The following is a 17201-nucleotide window of genomic DNA, read 5'->3' as shown; positions in this document are numbered from 1 at the left end:
CGCGGTGTCAGAGCAACTGATGCTGCTGCATGTAGTGATGAACGACGTCGATGCGCTCGCTGGCGTCGTTCAGTTCCATGAGCTTTTGGCGCGCCCGCAGTGCAATCGGCAACACTTCGGCGAGACGGTTGGAGACCCACGAGGGATCGTCGAAGCGGAACGGCTCCGCAAAAGGCACGCTGGCCGCGTCGCGCTCGCTGATGGTCGCGATGATGCGCTCCAGCACTTCCGCGCAGGCGCCGAAACGCGCCAGATGATCGGCGCCTTCCAGCGGGATATCGTCGGGTAGCGGCTCGGCCATGCCGACCAGCAGGCCGTCGGGTTGCGTGCGATGCGAGAGCAAGCGGAAGCGCCGCGTGCCCTGCGCGCGGATCAGCAGCATGCCGAACGCCTCCACATCGCATTGCTCGATTTGCGCGAGACAGCCGATGTTTTCGGGCACGGACTTCTCGTCGGGCAGCGCGACTTCGCCGCCGCTCTTGAGCAGACACACGCCGAACGGCGTTTTCTCGCGCAGACATTCGCGCGCCATGTCCAGATAACGCGCTTCGAAGATCTTCAGCGGCAACAGGCCGCCGGGAAAGAGCACCGTATGCAGCGGAAACAGCGGCAAATCGGCGAGCACGGCAGGAGAGGAGGACATGGCGCAACGCTTCATAAAAGGCCGCGCACGCGCGACCGGTTAGGCGATCAGCCGGGACGATTCTCCGACGTCGAGAGGTGCATCGCGATGACGCACGATCACGTTCGACTCGCCCGCAAAGCGCGCGGCGAGCGTCTGGGCGATAAAGACCGAACGATGCTGGCCGCCGGTGCAGCCGATCGCGACAGTCAGATAGCTACGGTTGTCGGCGCGAAAATGCGGCAGCCACTTGGCCACGAACGCATAGACATCGTCGATCATTTCATGCACGGCCGGCTGCGCCTTGAGGAAGTCGATCACGGGCTGGTCGAGCCCGGTGAGCGGCCGCAGGCGGGCGTCGTAATGCGGATTGGGCAGCGTGCGCACGTCGAACACAAGATCCGCGTCGAGCGGCACACCACGCTTGAAGCCGAACGATTCAAAGGTGAGCATCAGCGAGCCGCGCTCGCCTTCGACGAACACCTTGACCCACTGGCGCAGCGAGTTCGAGCTGAGATTGCTGGTATCGACCTGATGGCCGAATTCGGCGAGATTGGCGACCAGTTCGCGCTCGTGCTCGATCGCTTCTTCCAGCGACTTGAGCATGCCCACGTTGGCGTCGTGCGCGGCCGAACCCGAAAGCGGATGGCGGCGGCGCGTTTCCGAGAAGCGCTGGATCAGCGACTGCGTGCTCGCGTTGAGGAACAGCACCCGTACATCGTGCTCGCGTGCGAGGTCGCGGATCATCTCCGGCATGTCTTCGAACGACGAACTCGAGCGCGCGTCGATCGCCACCGCAAGCCGCTCGTAGCGATCTTCGGAGAGATATTGCGCGAGTTGCGGCAGAAAACGCGGGGGGAGATTGTCGACGCAGAAATAGCCGACGTCTTCGAGCGCGTTGAGCGCCACTGACTTGCCGGAGCCCGAAATGCCGGTGATCAGGATGATACGCATGGGAAAGTCGATGAACCCGATTGGGTCATCATAGCATCCGATCCGCGCCCTCGCGATGACAGGAGGGCGCAGCCGGGCTGGCCGCAGCGCGATGCGCGCTGGGTATTTGCTGTGCGGTTTTAGATCAGCTTGCCCGGAAACTGGCTGTCCGGGTCCTGCATCGCCAGACGCTGGCGGTCCATGAAGTCGCGCAATGTGTCGATGCCGCGCAGTTGCAGGATCGTGTTGCGCACGGCCGCTTCGACCAGCACGGCGAGGTTTCGACCCGCCGCCACCTGAATCGTGACCTTGCTGATGGGCAGCCCGAGCACGTCCACGGTCTGGCTTTCCAGCGGTAGGCGCTGGAATTCGCCGTCGGGGCGGCGCACCAGTTGCACGATCAGCTTGAGCTTCATCTTCCGGCGCACGGCCGTTTCACCGAAGATCGTCTTGATGTCGAGCAGGCCCAGACCGCGCACTTCGAGCAGATTCTGCAACAGCGGCGGGCAGCGGCCTTCGACGAAATCGGGGCCGAGGCGCACGAAATCCACCGCATCGTCGGCGACCAGACCGTGGCCGCGGCTGATGAGTTCGAGACCGAGCTCGCTCTTGCCCAGACCCGAATCGCCCGTGAGCAGCACGCCCATGCCGAGGATGTCGAGAAACACGCCATGCAGCGTCGCGCGCGGCGCGAGAATGCGCGACATGTACAGACGCAGACTGTCGATGACGGTAGCCGCCGACATCGGCGTGGTGAACAGCGGCGTGGACGAGCGCGTGCAGCGCAGGACCAGTTCGGGCGGCGCGGTCATGCCGTCGGCGACCACGAGGAAGGGCGGTTCCAGCGCGATCAGCTCGGCCATGTGGCGCGAGCGGTCTTCGTCGGTCTGACGCTGGTAGTAATGCACTTCGGCGTCGCCGAGCACCTGGATACGGTTCGGGTGAATCAGATTCAGGTGGCCGACGAGGTCGGCGCTGGCCGTGGCCGTGGCAACGGTTTCGGCCGAAAAGCCGCGTTCCCAGCCTTCGTGCCCCGTCAACCAGCTGAGCTTCAGCGTGGTGGCGTTGTCGTCGAAGATGCTTTGGGCGTTGATGCTGGACGTGTCCATGAGTCGGTGACTCCGCAGTGACTCGCTTGACTACTTCTTCAGTACTTCCACCGTTTTAACGGATACTTGCCTTGCCCGGTTGTCCCGTGTTTTCACGGATGGGCGGCGCACCGCTGCAATGCATGCGCGCAGCGGCGCCTGCGAGGCCCGTGGCCGGCAAGCGCTGCGCCCGCGCGAACGCGCACTACATCAAGGTTGCCACTGGGTGAGCAGGCGATGCAATGTCTCGCGATCTTCTTCCGTGTGCAGGCGCTCGCGCGTTTCGCGATCCGACAGCAATTGGGCGATCTCGGACAGAATTTCAAGATGCTGCTGCGTCGCCTGTTCGGGCACGAGCAGGAAGATGAGGAGCGAGACGGGCTGGCCGTCCGGCGCTTCGAAAGCGATCGGTTCGGCGAGTCGCACGAAGGCGGCGAGCGGCTGCTTCAGGCCCTTGATGCGGCCGTGCGGGATCGCCACGCCTTCACCGAGACCGGTGGAGCCGAGGCGCTCGCGCGCGAACAGATTGTCGGTGACCGTGCTGCGGGCAATGCCGTTCTGGTTTTCGAAGATCAGGCCAGCTTGTTCGAATACGCGCTTTTTGCTGGTAACGGACAGGCCGACGACGACGTTCTCGATGGGAAGTATTTTGGCTAAACGATTCATGTTGGCAGGCGAAAACGTGGCCTGAAATGCTCCTCACCCCGGCAAACGACACGACGGATACGCGAGGCAATCATGCCTTTGCGCACCGGGCAATGCGTGCGCGGCCGGCGCCTCGATGGCACTACCTGCGCGGAGCCGGGACCGTGGGGACGTGATACCCCGAAAAACGACCAGTCCATTATAGATCAAGCGTACTGGCCGATGGTGCGATGCACCGTGCATCGGCGCAACCATTGTTGCACGGTTGCACCCGGCAACACCGTTCGATGCCGAACGCGCGCCGCGTGCCTGCCGTTGCTTTCCTGCATGCTTCCATTAAAAAAGCCGCCCGGTGGGGCGGCTGCGCGGGCGCATTGAATGGGCGCTCGAACCAGTTTTTAACGGGGCTGCATCGGAACTCAACCGGCTTGCCCCGCGAACGCCACTGCACCTACATCTTCATCGCATCATTGCGGCGGTAGTTCGATCTGTACCTGCGGCTGATGCTTGAGCGCTTCGTGCTGATGTCCCTGCACGCGGTCCTTGTGACGCACGACCTGGCGATCGAGTTTATCGACCACGAGATCGATGGCGGCATACATGTCGCCATTGCAGCTCTCAACGAAGATGTCCTTGCCTTTCAGATGAAGGTTCACTTCAACCTTCTGTCTCTTGTCCTTTTCCTTGTGGTTGTCGACCGAGAGGACCACATTGCCATCGATGACCTGATCGAAATGCCTTAGCACCCTGTCCAGTTTGGTGATCACGTATTCGCGCAACGCTGGCGTTACTTCGAGATGGTGTCCACTGATCTTCAGATTCATAGTGCTTCTCCAGGCTGATGGCCGCGTGACGCGTGAAGCGCGGCTGTGCCGGTCGACTGACTTGCCGATGCGTGCGGCTCCCCGAAAGGCCTGCTACGAACGACTAGCGCGGCCGGCCATTTCCGCCAACTGGCGTTGCGGCCGGAAAACGCCTGCTCCGTAAAGGCCGGAACAGGCTCAAAGAGACTTGCGCAAATTGACCGCTGGAATCTTCAGTGCTTCGCGATACTTTGCGACGGTGCGTCGCGCCACCACGAAACCCTGTTCAGCCAGCAGTTCGGCGATGCGGCTGTCCGAAAGAGGGGATTTGGTGTTCTCGGCTCCTATGAGTTGCTTGATGAGCGCGCGGATCGCGGTAGACGATGCTGCGCCTCCCGTGTCCGTCGATACATGCGATCCGAAGAAGTACTTAAATTCAAGTGTCCCGAACGGAGTCAGCATGTATTTACCGGTTGTCACACGCGAGACAGTTGATTCGTGTAGGCCCAGCGTATCAGCAATTTCCCGCAAAACCAAGGGGCGCATGGCGATCTCGCCGTGCACGAAGAAGTTCTTCTGACGCTCGACGATAGCCTGCGCCACGCGCAGGATGGTTTCGAAGCGCTGCTGGATATTTTTGATGAGCCAGCGCGCTTCCTGCAGTTGCTGACGCAGCGAGCCGCTGCCCGGATCGCCACGGTTGTTGCGCAGGATATTCGCGTACAGATGGTTGATGCGCAGCTTCGGCACCACTTCCGGATTCAGTTCTGCGAACCAGTTCTGTCCCGTCTTCTTGACGATGATGTCCGGCACCACGTAGTCGGCTTCGGCCTTGCCGTACGACGCGCCCGGGAACGGTTCGAGCGAACGGATCAAGGTGTGCGCGTCGCGCAGTTCGTCGTCGCCGGTCTTCAGTTGCTTGCGCAAGCGCGTGAAATCGCGCGCCGCGAGCAGTTCCAGATGGTTCGACACGATTTCGAGCGCCAGCGTGCGCGTAGGCGACGAATTGACGCGCAGCAGTTGCAGCTTCAGGCATTCGGAGGCCGAGCGCGCGCCCACGCCTGCCGGGTCGAAACTGTGCAGCAGGGCGAGCGCGGCGTTCAGTTCGTCGGCGTCGACTTCGAGTTCTTCCGGGATATCGGCAAGAATTTCGTCGAAGGTCGACGAGAGATAGCCGTCTTCGTCGAGCGATTCGATCAGGAACGTAATAAGCGCCCGATCGCGCAGGCTCGCATTCGTTTCACGCAGCTGCGCCATCAGGTGATCGCGCAGCGTGGTGGTGGATTCGTGGATCTGCAGCGGCGGCAGGTCGTCGTCGTCCGAAGCGCTGCCGGAGCGGCCGTAGTCGTCGAGGTTCCATTGGCTGGAGTCGCCGTTCGAGTCGCCGCCGAGACCGTTGTAGTCGTCTACGCCGCGCGGTTCGCCGTCGCTGTTGTCGCTATCGCTGCCCGACGAGCTCGAGCCGTTGCTCGCTCCCTGCATCGATTCCGCGCCGGAGGACTGCGGCGGCTGCGCGATGAGCGAGCCGTCGGCGGCGACGCGCAAGGGGCTCGCGATCCAGTCGTCGTTCTCGAGCAGCGGATTTTGCGAGATCGCCGTGGCGACCTCCTGCTGCAGTTCAAGCGTCGACAGCTGCAGCAGCCGGATCGACTGTTGCAGTTGTGGCGTGAGCGCAAGATGCTGCGAGAGGCGGAGTTGGAGGCTGGCTTTCATGGCAATGTGCGATTCATTGTAAAGAGTTTGCCACGCTCGCGATACCACGCGACATTCGCGAAAACGCGCGTGCCCCGCCATGGTGCCGTTACGGCTGCAGGGGCGAATCTGGTGCGCAAACAGTGATGCCGGATGCGGGTTCGATGCGATGCAACAGCGGCGCGCAGCCACATGGCGCGCACACACGATAGCGCATCGCTCGCCCGCAGCGAGTGAACGCGGCGGCGGGCAAATACAACGGAAAACTCAGGGGAAGCGTGGGGCGCGAGGGTGCCCCGGGGACGGCAAGGCCGAGTCCGGGCGCGTGCGGCGCCCGGATGGCCGTATTACATGCGGAAGTGTTCGCCGAGATACACGCGGCGCACGCTTTCGTTTTCGATGATCTCGCCAGGCGCGCCGGCCGCGAGCACGGTGCCGTCGCTGATGATGTAGGCGTGATCGCAGATGCCGAGCGTTTCACGGACGTTGTGGTCCGTAATCAGCACGCCGATGTTGCGCTGCTTCAGGAACTTGACGATCTTCTGGATTTCCAGCACGGCGATCGGGTCCACGCCGGCGAACGGTTCGTCCAGCAGGATGAAGCTCGGGTCGGTGGCCAGTGCGCGGGCGATTTCCACGCGACGGCGCTCGCCGCCCGACAGCGACAGCGCCGGATTCTCGCGCAGATGCGCGATCTGCAGTTCGTCGAGCAGCGCTTCGGCGCGTGCCGTGATGACGTCCTTCGCCAGGCGCTTGCCGTGTTCGTCCTTTTGCAGTTCGAGCACCGCGCGGATGTTCTCTTCCACGGTCAGCTTGCGGAACACCGATGCTTCCTGCGGCAGATACGACAGGCCCAGCGCCGCGCGCTTGTGAATCGGCAGCAGGCTGATGGACTGGCCGTCGAGATCGATTTCGCCCGCGTCGAGCGGCACGAGCCCCACGATCATGTAGAACGAGGTGGTCTTGCCCGCGCCGTTGGGCCCGAGCAGCCCGACCACTTCGCCGCTTTTCACGTCGAGCGAAACGTCCTTGACCACGGTGCGCGAGCCGTAACGCTTCTTGAGGTTGCGCACGACGAGCGAACTCGTCTTGCCCGCGGACGGGCGCTGATGGATGGGGGAGGCGGTGGCGATGTTCACTGTTGCGGCGCTTCCTGAAGCTTCGTGGAGGGCGCGAGCGTGGCCGAAGCGCTCGTGAGCGGCTGCGCGCCGCCGTTACGCGGCGACAGCATGGCGCGCACACGGCCCTTCGGATTGCCCGGGCCCGCGACGTCCGAACCCGACTTCGCAGTGTAGAAGTCGTTCTGGCCATCATAGGTGACGACGCTGCCGTGGACCTGGTCCATCACCGTCGACAAACCTTGCAGGCGGCGTACCGTTGCGCGTGTCGTCAGCGTGGTGAGGTCCTGCTTGCCGTCGTAGTCGATACGCTCTGCCGTGCCGTCGACGTATTCGTCGATGCCTTCGCGCTTCTGGCGGAAGTAGGCGAGGTTGGCGTCGGGCGTGCCCGGCGCGACCGTACCGGTGGCGTACTGGTAACCCTGCGGGTCCTGGGTGACGACGAGCTTGTCGGCCTTGATCAGGATCGTGCCCTTGGTGGCGACCACGTGACCGGTGAAGATGGTCTGCTGCTTGAGGTCGTCATAGGTCATGTTGTCCGCTTCGATATTGAGCGGTTTGTCCTTGTCGGCGCGTTCGGCGTGCGCCGCGGGCGCGAAGCCCGCGAGCGGCAGCGCGAGGACGAGCGCGCCCAGCGTCGCAAACGCGGCGCGGCGCCAGCGCCCGGCGCTCGACAGACCGGACAAGGGACGGGAAAGCGATTCGTTCATGCAATCATGCCTTGCGTGGACGGCCCGGGGGATCAGGACGAGCCGCCGGAATCAGCCGGGGCGATCGCGCCACGGACGTTGCCGTAGAGCTGGATGACCCGGGTGACGTTGTTGTAGTTCATGCCGTTGGTGGCCGTCATGACCGACAGGCCGCGACGAAGTTTAACCGGCTTTTCGGTCAGGATCACATCGTCGTTCACCAGCACGCGGAAATGCTCGGAATCAGCCTGCATTTCGGGGTCGCCGTAACCGGCCGCGCGCAAGATCCGTGCATCGTCGTACAGATTGACGATCGAGGCGTCCGAATTCACCGTGCCGCGCTTGCCGGTGGCCGTGACGGTCGGCTTGCCGGGCTGGAACGCGCGCACCGCGGGCATCGTGAGGTCGCTGTCTTCGTCGTCCTCGTAATGCACCATATGGGTGGCGGTCAGGCGGTACTGCGTGGCGCCCGACTGGTCGAGCTCCGAAACCGAGAAGTTATCGGCGAAATAGTCCGGCGAATGCGTGAGCGGACGCGGCGCAGCCTCGTTCTCGTGCGGCTTGACGGCCTGAAACAGCCACCAGGTAAAGCCAGCGAGAAATGCCACGCAGACGATCGGAATCAGCGAGGTGAGGCGGAACTTCTGGTTCATCGGGGCGCCCCGGCGTGCCCGGTATCCGGGCTCTCGGGTGCGCAGGCCTGCGCGAGCATCGCGTCGTAGTGGCCCTGGGCGCGCAGGATCAGGTCGGCGACTTCGCGCACGGCGCCGTGGCCGCCGGTGCGGTCGGTGACCCAATGGGCGCGCGCCAGCACTTCGGTGTGCGCGTTGGCCGGCGCGGCGCCGAAGCCGCACTGGAGCATCACGGCCAGATCGGGCCAGTCGTCGCCCATGTAGCCGCATTGTTCGGGCGTCACGCCGGTTTCGGCGAGCAACTGTTTGAACGCAACGCGCTTGTCTTCCACGCCCTGATACAGATGCGTGATGCGCAGTTCCTTCGCGCGCACGGCGACGATCTCGGACTTGCGCCCGGTGATGATGGCCGTGTCGATGCCCGCTTCGCGCAGCAGCTTCGCGCCGTGGCCGTCGAGCGAGTTGAAGTCCTTCATGGTGTCGCCTGCGCCGGTGAACAGCAGGCCGCCGTCGGTGAGCACGCCATCGACGTCGAAAATCATCAGTCGAACGCGCGCGGCGCGCGCATTCGCATCAAGGCCGGAAGCCGCCATCAGATCACCTTCTTGGAGAACAGGTCGTGCATGTTGAGTGCGCCGATGAGTGCGCCCTCGGCGTCCACCACCAGCATCTGATTGATGCGATGGCGCTCCATCAGTTCCACGGCTTCGACAGCAAGCTGGTCCGGGCCGATGGTGCGCGGACCCTTCGTCATGACGTCGGCGATCGGCAGATCGCGGAAATCGCCCGTGCGTTCGAGCACGCGGCGCAGGTCGCCGTCGGTGAAGATGCCGGCCACGTGGCCCGCGGCGTTGACGATCGCCGTCATGCCCATGCGCTTGGCGGTGAGCTGGAAGAGGGCGTCGCGCACGCTGGCGGTGTCGCTGACCTGCGGCACGGCGTCGCCGGTGCGCATCACGTCGCGCACATAGGTGAGCAGACGGCGGCCGAGCGCGCCGCCCGGATGCGAGCGCGCGAAATCGTCGGCGCCGAAGCCGCGTGCGTCGAGCACCGCAACCGCGAGCGCGTCCGACAGCGCGAGCGCCGCCGTGGTGCTGGCGGTCGGCGCGAGATTCAGCGGACAGGCTTCTTTTTCGACGCCGGCGTCCAGGTGGACGTCGCACAGCTTGCCGAGCGTCGATTGCGGACGGTTGCCCGTCATGCCGATCATCTTCGCGCCGATGCGCTTGACGAGCGGCAGGATCGCCACGAGTTCTTCGGATTCGCCGGAGTTGGACAGGCCGATAAAGACGTCTTCGGCGGTCACCATGCCCAGGTCGCCGTGGCTGGCTTCGGCGGGATGCACGAAGAAGGCCGGCGTGCCCGTGGAAGCCAGGGTGGCCGCGAGCTTGCGGGCAATGTGGCCCGATTTGCCGATGCCGGAAACGACGACGCGTCCGCGGCAACTGAGGATGAGGTCGACCGCGCTGACGAAGTTGTCGTCGAGCCGGTCGCGAAGCCCGCGCACGGCGTCAGCTTCGATGTCGAGCACGTCGCGAGCGAGCTTCAGCGCCCGGTCGCCATTGATTTTCGCTATCATCCGGGGAGTATAGCAAAGGCGTCTGCGCGCCGCGCCTGCGCACCCCGCGCGCGCGGCCCGTGTCCGGACAGCGATCGATGCGCGTGCGGCGCACCGTGTCTGGCGCTCCGTGGCCCGTCCACTGGCGCTTGTCGCCCGCCTGGCTTTCTTCGGCAGTCCCTCGCAGCACTTCCCAATTCGCATCGTTTGCGCCGATCATGGACCCGACCGGCGCGGGCAAATTTTATTACCGCCGGCTACACGCTTTCTGACAAGCAGTTTCGGCAACGCCTAAGAGAACGAGGACGCTTCACACGATGATCTCCCCGCTGGAAATGACGTTGTTCCTGCTGCTCGCTTCGGTGGTCGGCGTCGTGCTGTTCCGTTACCTGAACCTGCCGCCGATGCTGGGCTATCTCACGGTCGGCATTCTGGTCGGGCCGCGCTCGCTCGGCATCGTGCCGGACACGCACGGCGCGCAGAATCTGGCCGAGTTCGGCGTGGTGTTTCTGATGTTCTCGATCGGGCTGGAGTTTTCGCTCACCAAGCTGCGCGCGATGCGGCGCGCCGTGTTCGGGCTCGGGCTCTCGCAGGTCGTGGGGACGATCGCGGTGGCGCTGCTGGTGGGCCTCGCGCTCTCGCCGTGGGTGCATATCACCTGGCAGGCGTGCGTGGCGCTGGGCGGCGCGCTGGCGATGTCGTCGACGGCCATCGTCAGCAAGATGCTGGCGGAGCGGCTGGAGATCGAATCGGAGCATGGGCGCAATATTCTGGGCGTGCTGCTGTTCCAGGATCTGGCGGTGGTGCCGCTGCTGATCGTGATTGCGGCGTTCGGCGGATCGTCGAAGTCGCTGATCGAATCGCTCGGCATGGCGGCGATCAAGATCGTGCTCGCGCTGGGGATTCTGCTGTTCGTCGGCCAGAAGTTCATGACGCGCTGGTTCAACGTGGTCGCGCGCCGCCGCTCGCAGGAGCTGTTCGTCCTGAACGTGCTGCTGGTCACGCTGGGCGCGGCGTTCATCACCGATAAATTCGGCCTGTCGCTGGCGCTGGGCGCGTTCATCGCAGGCATGTTGATCGCCGAGACGCCCTACAAGCATCAGGTGGAAGAGGACATCAAGCCGTTTCGCGACGTGCTGCTCGGTCTGTTCTTCGTGACCACGGGCATGCTGCTCAATCCGCATGTGATCTGGCAGCACCCGTTCATGGTGGCGGCGTTTCTGGTCGCGCCGATCGTGCTCAAGGCCGTGCTTATTACGGCGCTCACGCGTCTCTTTGGCGCCTCGCCAGGCGTAGCCATGCGCACGGGCCTCGGTCTCGCCCAGGCCGGCGAATTCGGCTTCGTGCTGTTGAACCTCATTCTGGACAAGCACCTCGTCGATCCCACGCTGCTGCAGGCGATTCTCGCGGCGATGCTGCTGTCGATGCTGGCCGCGCCGTTCCTGATCCAGAACGCCGATCGCATCGTGCTGCGCCTGTCCTCGACCGAATGGATGCAGCAGTCGCTGATGATGACGCGCATCGCCACGCAAAGCCTCAAGCAGAGCGGTCACGTGATCGTCTGCGGTTATGGCCGCGCGGGGCAGAACCTGGCGCGCATGCTCGAATACGAAGGGCTCTCGTATGTGGCGCTCGACCTCGACCCGGATCGCGTGGCGGCAGCGGCGGCGGCGGGCGAATCGGTGGTGTTCGGCGACGCGGCGCGGCGCGAGTCGCTGGTCGCGGCGGGCATCCACCGTGCGGCGGCCGTGGCGATCACCTATGCGAATACGCAGTCGGCGTTTCGCGTGCTGCACCACGTCCACGAACTGGAGCCGACGCTGCCGGTGATCGTGCGTACCGTCGACGATGCCGATCTCGAACGCCTGCTGGCGGCCGGCGCAACCGAGGTGATCCCGGAAATCGTCGAAGGCAGTCTGATGCTGGCCTCGCACATGCTGGTGCTGATGGGCGTGCCGATGCGCCGCGTGGTGCGGCGCGTGGAAGAACTGCGCGACGAGCGCTACAGCCTGCTGCGCGGCTATTTCCACGGCACCGACGATGCCGGCGAGGACGGTCACGAGCAGGTGCGGCTACAATCCGTACCGGTCGATCCGCGCGCCGACGCCGTGGGCCGAACGCTGGCCGATCTGGGCCTCGTCGATCTCGGCGTGGAAGTGACGGCGATCCGCCGCCACGGCATTCGCGGCGTGGAGCCGGACCCGTCGACGAAGCTGCGCGAAGCCGACATCGTCGTGCTGCGCGGCCTGCCCGAACAGCTCGCGCTGGCCGAGGAGCGCCTTTCCCGGCACCGCAAGTCGGGCACGGGCGCAGCGGCGGTGTAAGGCGCGAACGGGGTCCAGCCCCGTTTATCGGCTCCTCTCTTTATTCCTGCTTCAACTCTTGCTACTACCCGGAGAAATCATGTCCAACGCACCTGCGAACGCGAGCGCCGATTCTGCGCAGTTCGTAAACAGCCTGATCCGCACGGTGCCCGACTGGCCTCAGCCGGGAGTGCAGTTCCGCGATATCACGCCGCTGATCGGCGACCCGAAGGGCCTGCGCGTGCTGATCGACCTGTTCGTCGAGCGTTACGTGGACATGAAGCTCGACTGCATCGCGGGTCTGGACGCGCGCGGCTTTATCATCGGGCCGATCGTGGCGTACGAACTGAACGTGGGCTTCGTGCCGATCCGCAAGATCGGCAAGCTGCCGTACAAGACGGTGTCGGAGACCTACAAGCTCGAATACGGCGAATCGACGGTCGAGATTCACGAGGATGCGGTGGGCCAGGGCGACCGCGTGGTGATCGTCGACGATCTGATCGCCACGGGCGGCACCATGCTCGCGGGCAAGCGCCTGCTGGAGCGTCTGGGCGCAAGCGTGGTGGAAGGCGCGGCGATCATCGACCTGCCGGAACTGGGCGGCTCGAAGCTGCTCACCGAAGCCGGCCTGCCGCTCTTCACCATCACCTCGTTCAGCGGACATTGATTCCACGGAGGCCTTGAGGCCATGCCCAACTTCGCGCTCTTTCTGGCGACGTCGCTTGCCATCACCTTCGCGCCTGGCCCGGACAACCTTCAGGTGCTCGCGCGCGGCATTTCGCAGGGCCGCGCGGCCGGGCTGGTGTCCGCGCTCGGCTTCGCTGCGGGCGTGACGTTTCATACCACGCTGGCGGCGCTCGGCATTGCCGCGCTGCTGCGTTCGTCGCCGCTCGCGTTCCAGATTCTCAAGCTCGCGGGCGCCGCGTATCTGATCTGGATCGGCGTGAAGGCTTTGCGCAGCCAGGGTCTGGCCGCGGCGGGCGAGCGGCCGCGCCAGCCGCTCTCGACGATCTTTCGCCAGAGCGTGCTGGGTAATGTGATGAACCCGAAGGTGACGCTGTTTTTCGTGGTGTTTCTGCCGCAGTTCATCGATACGCGCGGTGTGCAAGGCGGCGCGCAAAGCGTGACGCTGCAGATGCTCGAACTCGGCCTCGTGTTCATGGCGCAGACGCTCGTGGTGTTTTCGGTGTTCGGGCTGTGCGCGGGCACCATCGGCGGCTGGCTCAAGCGCCGTCCGCGCGCGGGCGTGTGGCTCGACCGCCTTGCCGGCATCACCTTCATCGCCATCGGTATGCGCATTGCGCTGCGCGACTGACGCCCGGAGTTTCCCGAGATGACCTTGCCTTGCATCACCGACGCGCGCCGCTTCGACGCGAGCGCGCATCTGCCGTTTTTTATCGCCGACGAACGCGTGGGCTGGATTCGCCGCGCCGATGTCGCGCTGCTGGCACGCTGGCCGGATGTCTTCACGATCGTCGATGCCGGGCCGGATGCGCGCGTGGTGCTCGGCGAGCACTTCGACAACGTGACGGCGCGCAGCGCGGCGCTGGGTTCGGTGATCGGCGCGCTGGCGGCCGAAGGCCGTATTCCCGGCTGGCGCGACGAAACCTACGCGATCCGCAATAGCTTCGATGCGCCGCCGCTTGCGTTTATCGAGCGCGCCGCTTCGCGCTTCTTCGGCACCATGACCTACGCGGTGCATCTGAACGGCGTCGTAGAATATGCGGCGTCTTCAACACCCGGCGAGCCGAAGTTGTGGATCGCGCGCCGCGCCGACACCAAGGCCACCGATCCCGGCATGCTCGACAACGTCGTGGCGGGCGGTATCGGCTGGGGCCTGGGCATCGAGGCCACGCTCGCCAAGGAATGCTGGGAAGAGGCGGGCATCGCCGCCGAACTGGCCGCGCGCGCCACGCCCGGCCGCACGGTACACGTGCTGCAATCGCTGCCCGAAGGCACTCAGGCCGAGCAGATCTTCGTCTACGACCTCGTGTTGCCGGACGATTTCGTGCCGCACAATCAGGACGGCGAAGTGGGAGAGCATCGTCTCGCGCGCATCGACGAAGCCGCGCGCTGGGTCGAGGAAGGCCGCATGACGGTCGACGCGAGCCTCGCGACGCTCGATCTGCTGCTGCGCCGCCAATGGATCGACGAAGACGCGTGCGAGGGCATCGCCGCGATTTTCGAATCACCGACGCTGTGAAAGGGCGTTGGGTTTTTAACTAGCCCTTTTGAATCAGATAGCAATGACGGGAGTTACCAAGGTCATGTCGACCGATCACAGCTTCATTCTCAAACTGTCGTGCGCCGACCGGCCGGGCATCGTGCATGCCGTGTCGGGTTTCCTGTTCGAGCGCGGCAGCAACATTCTCGATTCGGCCCAGTTCGGCGACAGCCACACGGGCGAGTTCTTCATGCGTGTGCACTTCCAGCAGGTGGGCGGCGACGCGGGCCTCGACGGTCTGCGCGCAGCGTTCGCGCCGCTGGCCGATGAGTTCGGCATGCGCTGGGAACTGCACGACGCGAGCGTGAAGCCGCGCGTGGTCATCATGGTGTCGAAGATCGGTCACTGCCTGAACGATCTGCTGTTCCGCTACCGCACCGGCCAGTTGCCGATTGAAATTCCCGCGATCATCTCGAATCACAAGGAGTTTTATCAACTGGCGGCGAGCTACAACATCCCGTTCCATCATTTCCCGCTGCTCGGCGGCACGGCTGCCGACAAGGCCGCGCAGGAAGCACGCGTGCTGGACGTGGTGAACAACGAGCGCGCCGATCTGGTGGTGCTCGCGCGCTACATGCAGATTCTGTCGCCGCAACTGTGCGGGGCGCTGGAAGGCCGCGCGATCAATATTCACCATTCGTTCCTGCCGAGCTTCAAGGGCGCGAAGCCGTATTACCAGGCATTCGACCGCGGCGTGAAGCTGATCGGCGCGACCGCGCATTATGTGACGTCGGATCTGGACGAAGGCCCGATCATCGAGCAGGAAGTCGAGCGCGTCGACCACAACATGACGCCGGAGCAGCTCACCGCGATCGGCCGCGATGTGGAGTGCGTGACGCTCGCGCGTGCGGTGAAGTGGCATGTCGAGCATCGCATCGTGCTCAATGGGCACAAGACGGTGGTGTTCCGTTGATGCCGTGCTGATCTGAGCGCTTCGATGTGACGCAACGATGGCCCCGAAAGGGGCCATTGTCTTTTGTCAGGAGATCGCCTAATAATGACTTGTACACCTAGTCATTAGGGGCATAGCATGAGTGACTCTGACAAACGCGCGAAGAGGGCACGCATGGAAGCGCATCAGGTTTCCAAGACTGAATTCAAGGCGAAGGCGCTTGAGTTTTTCCGGCAGGTCGAGGCTTCGGGGGAAAGCGTGGTGGTCACCGATCACGGCAGGCCAACGCTGGAATTGAGGCCCTATCGCAATCTCGAACGCGATCCGCTCGAGATCCTGCGCGGATCGGTCGTGCGTTACGACGGCCCGACCGATCCGATCGAAGTCGAATGGGACGCGGCGCAGTGATCGTTCTCGACACGCATGCGCTGGTCTGGTGGGCGACTGGCGACAAGGAACTGAGCCGCAAGGCCCGGTCGGTGATCGAGCGTGAGCTGGATGGCGGCCAGATTGTGATATCGGCAATCTCCGGCTGGGAGATCGCGATGCTCGTGCAGCGCGAAAAGCTCGTCCTCACCATGGAAGTGGGCGCCTGGCTCTCAACTGTGGCGGAAATCGACGCAGTGCACTTTTTGCCGGTCGACGTGGAAGTCGGCTTGAAATCCGTCGATCTACCGGGTGAATTTCACAAGGACCCGGCAGATCGCATGATTGTGGCGACGGCGCGCAAGCTGGCCGCGCCGCTCGTCACGCGCGACGAAAAAATCCGCGCGTATGCCCACGTCAAGACCATCTGGTAACGCGCTCGCGCGCGCTTCTCAAACCAGCCCTCAAACCAGCCGCAAATAAATCAGCTCGCGCTTGATATACGCGTAAAAAATCGGCGCGGCGATTACGCCCTGGATGCCGAACGCGGCTTCCATCACCAGCATCGCCACCAGCAGTTCCCACGTGCGCGCCTCGATTTGCCCGCCCACGATGCGCGCGTTCAGGAAGTACTCGAGCTTGTGGATCACGATCAAAAACGCCAGCGCCGTGACCGCCGCCGGCAGGCTCACCGTCAGCGCAATCGCGACGATCAGCGTATTCGAAATCAGATTGCCGATCACTGGCAGCAGGCCCACCACGAACGTCACCACCACGAGCATCTTCGCCAGCGGCAGCGGCGCGTGAAACACCGGCAGCACCAGCAGCAGGAACAAACCGGTGAACACCGTGTTGATCGCCGAAATCTTCACCTGCGCGAACACGATGCGGCGGAACGCATCGGCGAAACGCGCCACGCGCGCGACGAATGCAGTGGACAGCGGCAAGCGCGTGGCGTTTTTCTGCGCGCCAATCGCGATAATCGCGCCGATGATCATGCCGATCACGATATGCCCGAGGATGCGCGCCGCGTTCTTGCCGCCCTGGCCCAGCTGGGTGGCGTGCTCGTGCATCAGCGCGAGCGCCTTGAGCTTCATCTGCGCGACATCGACGGGAAGATAGGCGGCGATGGCGTCGGGAATGCGCCCGCGCGCCTGATCGACGAAATTCATCATCTGCGCCATGACCTTCTGCACGCTCGGCACGTCGTTCTCGAACTGCTCGATGACGCCGATCGTCAGGCCCGTGAGCACGCCCACGATCACGATCGATACCAGCACTACCGAAAGCCAGCGCGCGCGGCTACTCGACATGCGCCGCTCGATCAGCGGCGAAATCGTATGCACGAGCTGATAAACCAGCATGCCCGCGAGCAGGGCGCCCAGCAGGTTCAGGTGCAGTATCGCCAGCATGCCGGCGAGTGCAGCCACATAGCTGCCGATCTCCACCGCCGAAAGCTTCGGCAGGCTCATGTCGCTCGTGAGCCTGACGGGCCGCGGCCGCAGGTCGCGAACCTGTTGCTTGTCGTCCGTCGCGTCGGTCGCTTCGTTGCGCTTGACCATGCGTGTTTCCCGTCTCCAGACCCTGGGGGCCGATCGCCTGAGCGGTCCCCGTCCCGTTCGTTGGGGGCGACCCG

Annotated in this window: 19 protein-coding genes; 7 read left to right on the top strand and 12 right to left on the bottom strand. The window is 64.2% G+C overall.

Annotated elements, in window-relative coordinates:
* Nucleotides 1-7: 7 nt before the first annotated feature.
* The 11 genes from G3N59_RS18305 to kdsD all read right to left on the bottom strand — a co-directional run bounded on the left by G3N59_RS18305 (nt 8) and on the right by kdsD (nt 9801).
* Nucleotides 8-643 (bottom strand): LON peptidase substrate-binding domain-containing protein, encoded by a 636-nt coding sequence (locus G3N59_RS18305; RefSeq protein ID WP_205984046.1) that lies wholly within the window; start codon nt 641-643, stop codon nt 8-10.
* Nucleotides 644-682: 39 nt separating this feature from the next.
* Complete coding sequence (gene rapZ, locus G3N59_RS18300; protein WP_205984045.1) at nt 683-1576, bottom strand: RNase adapter RapZ; 894 nt, start codon at nt 1574-1576, stop codon at nt 683-685.
* A 119-nt stretch (nt 1577-1695) separates the two neighbouring features.
* Nucleotides 1696-2664: an HPr(Ser) kinase/phosphatase gene (hprK, locus tag G3N59_RS18295; RefSeq protein WP_027815678.1), complete on the bottom strand. Its 969-nt coding sequence runs from the start codon at nt 2662-2664 to the stop codon at nt 1696-1698.
* Nucleotides 2665-2853: 189 nt separating this feature from the next.
* Complete coding sequence (gene ptsN / locus G3N59_RS18290; RefSeq protein ID WP_027815677.1) at nt 2854-3309, bottom strand: PTS IIA-like nitrogen regulatory protein PtsN; 456 nt, start codon at nt 3307-3309, stop codon at nt 2854-2856.
* A gap of 446 nt (nt 3310-3755) precedes the next feature.
* Nucleotides 3756-4112 carry a ribosome-associated translation inhibitor RaiA gene (gene raiA, locus G3N59_RS18285; RefSeq protein WP_027815676.1) on the bottom strand — a complete coding sequence of 119 codons (357 nt, stop codon included), beginning with the start codon at nt 4110-4112 and terminating at the stop codon, nt 3756-3758.
* A gap of 177 nt (nt 4113-4289) precedes the next feature.
* Nucleotides 4290-5804 (bottom strand): RNA polymerase factor sigma-54, encoded by a 1515-nt coding sequence (locus G3N59_RS18280; RefSeq protein ID WP_205984044.1) that lies wholly within the window; start codon nt 5802-5804, stop codon nt 4290-4292.
* 326 nt (nt 5805-6130) lie between these two features.
* On the bottom strand, nt 6131-6898 hold the full coding sequence (gene lptB / locus G3N59_RS18275) for an LPS export ABC transporter ATP-binding protein (RefSeq protein ID WP_205984151.1): 768 nt from the start codon (nt 6896-6898) through the stop codon (nt 6131-6133).
* A gap of 20 nt (nt 6899-6918) precedes the next feature.
* Nucleotides 6919-7611, bottom strand: a complete 693-nt coding sequence (gene lptA / locus G3N59_RS18270; protein ID WP_205984043.1) for a lipopolysaccharide transport periplasmic protein LptA — start codon at nt 7609-7611, stop codon at nt 6919-6921.
* A 32-nt stretch (nt 7612-7643) separates the two neighbouring features.
* Entirely contained in the window at nt 7644-8243 is a 600-nt protein-coding gene (gene lptC / locus G3N59_RS18265) for an LPS export ABC transporter periplasmic protein LptC (protein WP_205984042.1), read from the bottom strand.
* A complete protein-coding gene (locus G3N59_RS18260; protein ID WP_205984041.1) occupies nt 8240-8815 on the bottom strand; it encodes an HAD family hydrolase in 576 nt (191 codons plus the stop codon). The genes lptC and G3N59_RS18260 overlap by 4 nt, the downstream gene beginning before the upstream one ends.
* Nucleotides 8815-9801 (bottom strand): arabinose 5-phosphate isomerase KdsD, encoded by a 987-nt coding sequence (gene kdsD, locus G3N59_RS18255; protein ID WP_205984040.1) that lies wholly within the window; start codon nt 9799-9801, stop codon nt 8815-8817. The genes G3N59_RS18260 and kdsD overlap by 1 nt, the downstream gene beginning before the upstream one ends.
* 296 nt (nt 9802-10097) lie before the next feature.
* Here kdsD and G3N59_RS18250 point away from each other — a divergent pair, with 296 nt between their 5' ends.
* The 7 genes from G3N59_RS18250 to G3N59_RS18220 all read left to right on the top strand — a co-directional run bounded on the left by G3N59_RS18250 (nt 10098) and on the right by G3N59_RS18220 (nt 15999).
* Nucleotides 10098-12104, top strand: a complete 2007-nt coding sequence (locus G3N59_RS18250; RefSeq protein WP_205984039.1) for a cation:proton antiporter — start codon at nt 10098-10100, stop codon at nt 12102-12104.
* Between the two features lie 79 nt (nt 12105-12183).
* The gene (locus G3N59_RS18245) at nt 12184-12750 is read left to right on the top strand and encodes an adenine phosphoribosyltransferase (protein ID WP_205984038.1); all 567 of its coding nucleotides are present in this window, start codon (nt 12184-12186) and stop codon (nt 12748-12750) included.
* A gap of 21 nt (nt 12751-12771) precedes the next feature.
* Nucleotides 12772-13398, top strand: coding sequence for a LysE family translocator (locus G3N59_RS18240; protein WP_205984037.1), 627 nt, complete (start codon nt 12772-12774; stop codon nt 13396-13398).
* A gap of 18 nt (nt 13399-13416) precedes the next feature.
* Nucleotides 13417-14286: an NUDIX hydrolase family protein gene (locus tag G3N59_RS18235; protein ID WP_205984036.1), complete on the top strand. Its 870-nt coding sequence runs from the start codon at nt 13417-13419 to the stop codon at nt 14284-14286.
* Between the two features lie 64 nt (nt 14287-14350).
* Nucleotides 14351-15220 carry a formyltetrahydrofolate deformylase gene (purU, locus tag G3N59_RS18230; protein ID WP_205984035.1) on the top strand — a complete coding sequence of 290 codons (870 nt, stop codon included), beginning with the start codon at nt 14351-14353 and terminating at the stop codon, nt 15218-15220.
* 153 nt (nt 15221-15373) lie between these two features.
* Nucleotides 15374-15607: a type II toxin-antitoxin system Phd/YefM family antitoxin gene (locus tag G3N59_RS18225; protein ID WP_205984149.1), complete on the top strand. Its 234-nt coding sequence runs from the start codon at nt 15374-15376 to the stop codon at nt 15605-15607.
* On the top strand, nt 15589-15999 hold the full coding sequence (locus G3N59_RS18220; RefSeq protein WP_241023559.1) for a type II toxin-antitoxin system VapC family toxin: 411 nt from the start codon (nt 15589-15591) through the stop codon (nt 15997-15999). The genes G3N59_RS18225 and G3N59_RS18220 overlap by 19 nt, the downstream gene beginning before the upstream one ends.
* A gap of 30 nt (nt 16000-16029) precedes the next feature.
* On the opposite strand, the gene G3N59_RS18215 is transcribed toward G3N59_RS18220, so the two are convergent.
* Nucleotides 16030-17127: an AI-2E family transporter gene (locus G3N59_RS18215; RefSeq protein WP_205984034.1), complete on the bottom strand. Its 1098-nt coding sequence runs from the start codon at nt 17125-17127 to the stop codon at nt 16030-16032.
* Nucleotides 17128-17201: the final 74 nt, after the last annotated feature.

It is taken from the genome of Paraburkholderia sp. Ac-20340 (assembly GCF_017104965.1).
GTDB lineage: Bacteria > Pseudomonadota > Gammaproteobacteria > Burkholderiales > Burkholderiaceae > Paraburkholderia.
The sequence above is the reverse complement of the archived record's forward strand: the minus strand, read 5'-3'. Positions and strand labels throughout refer to the sequence as shown.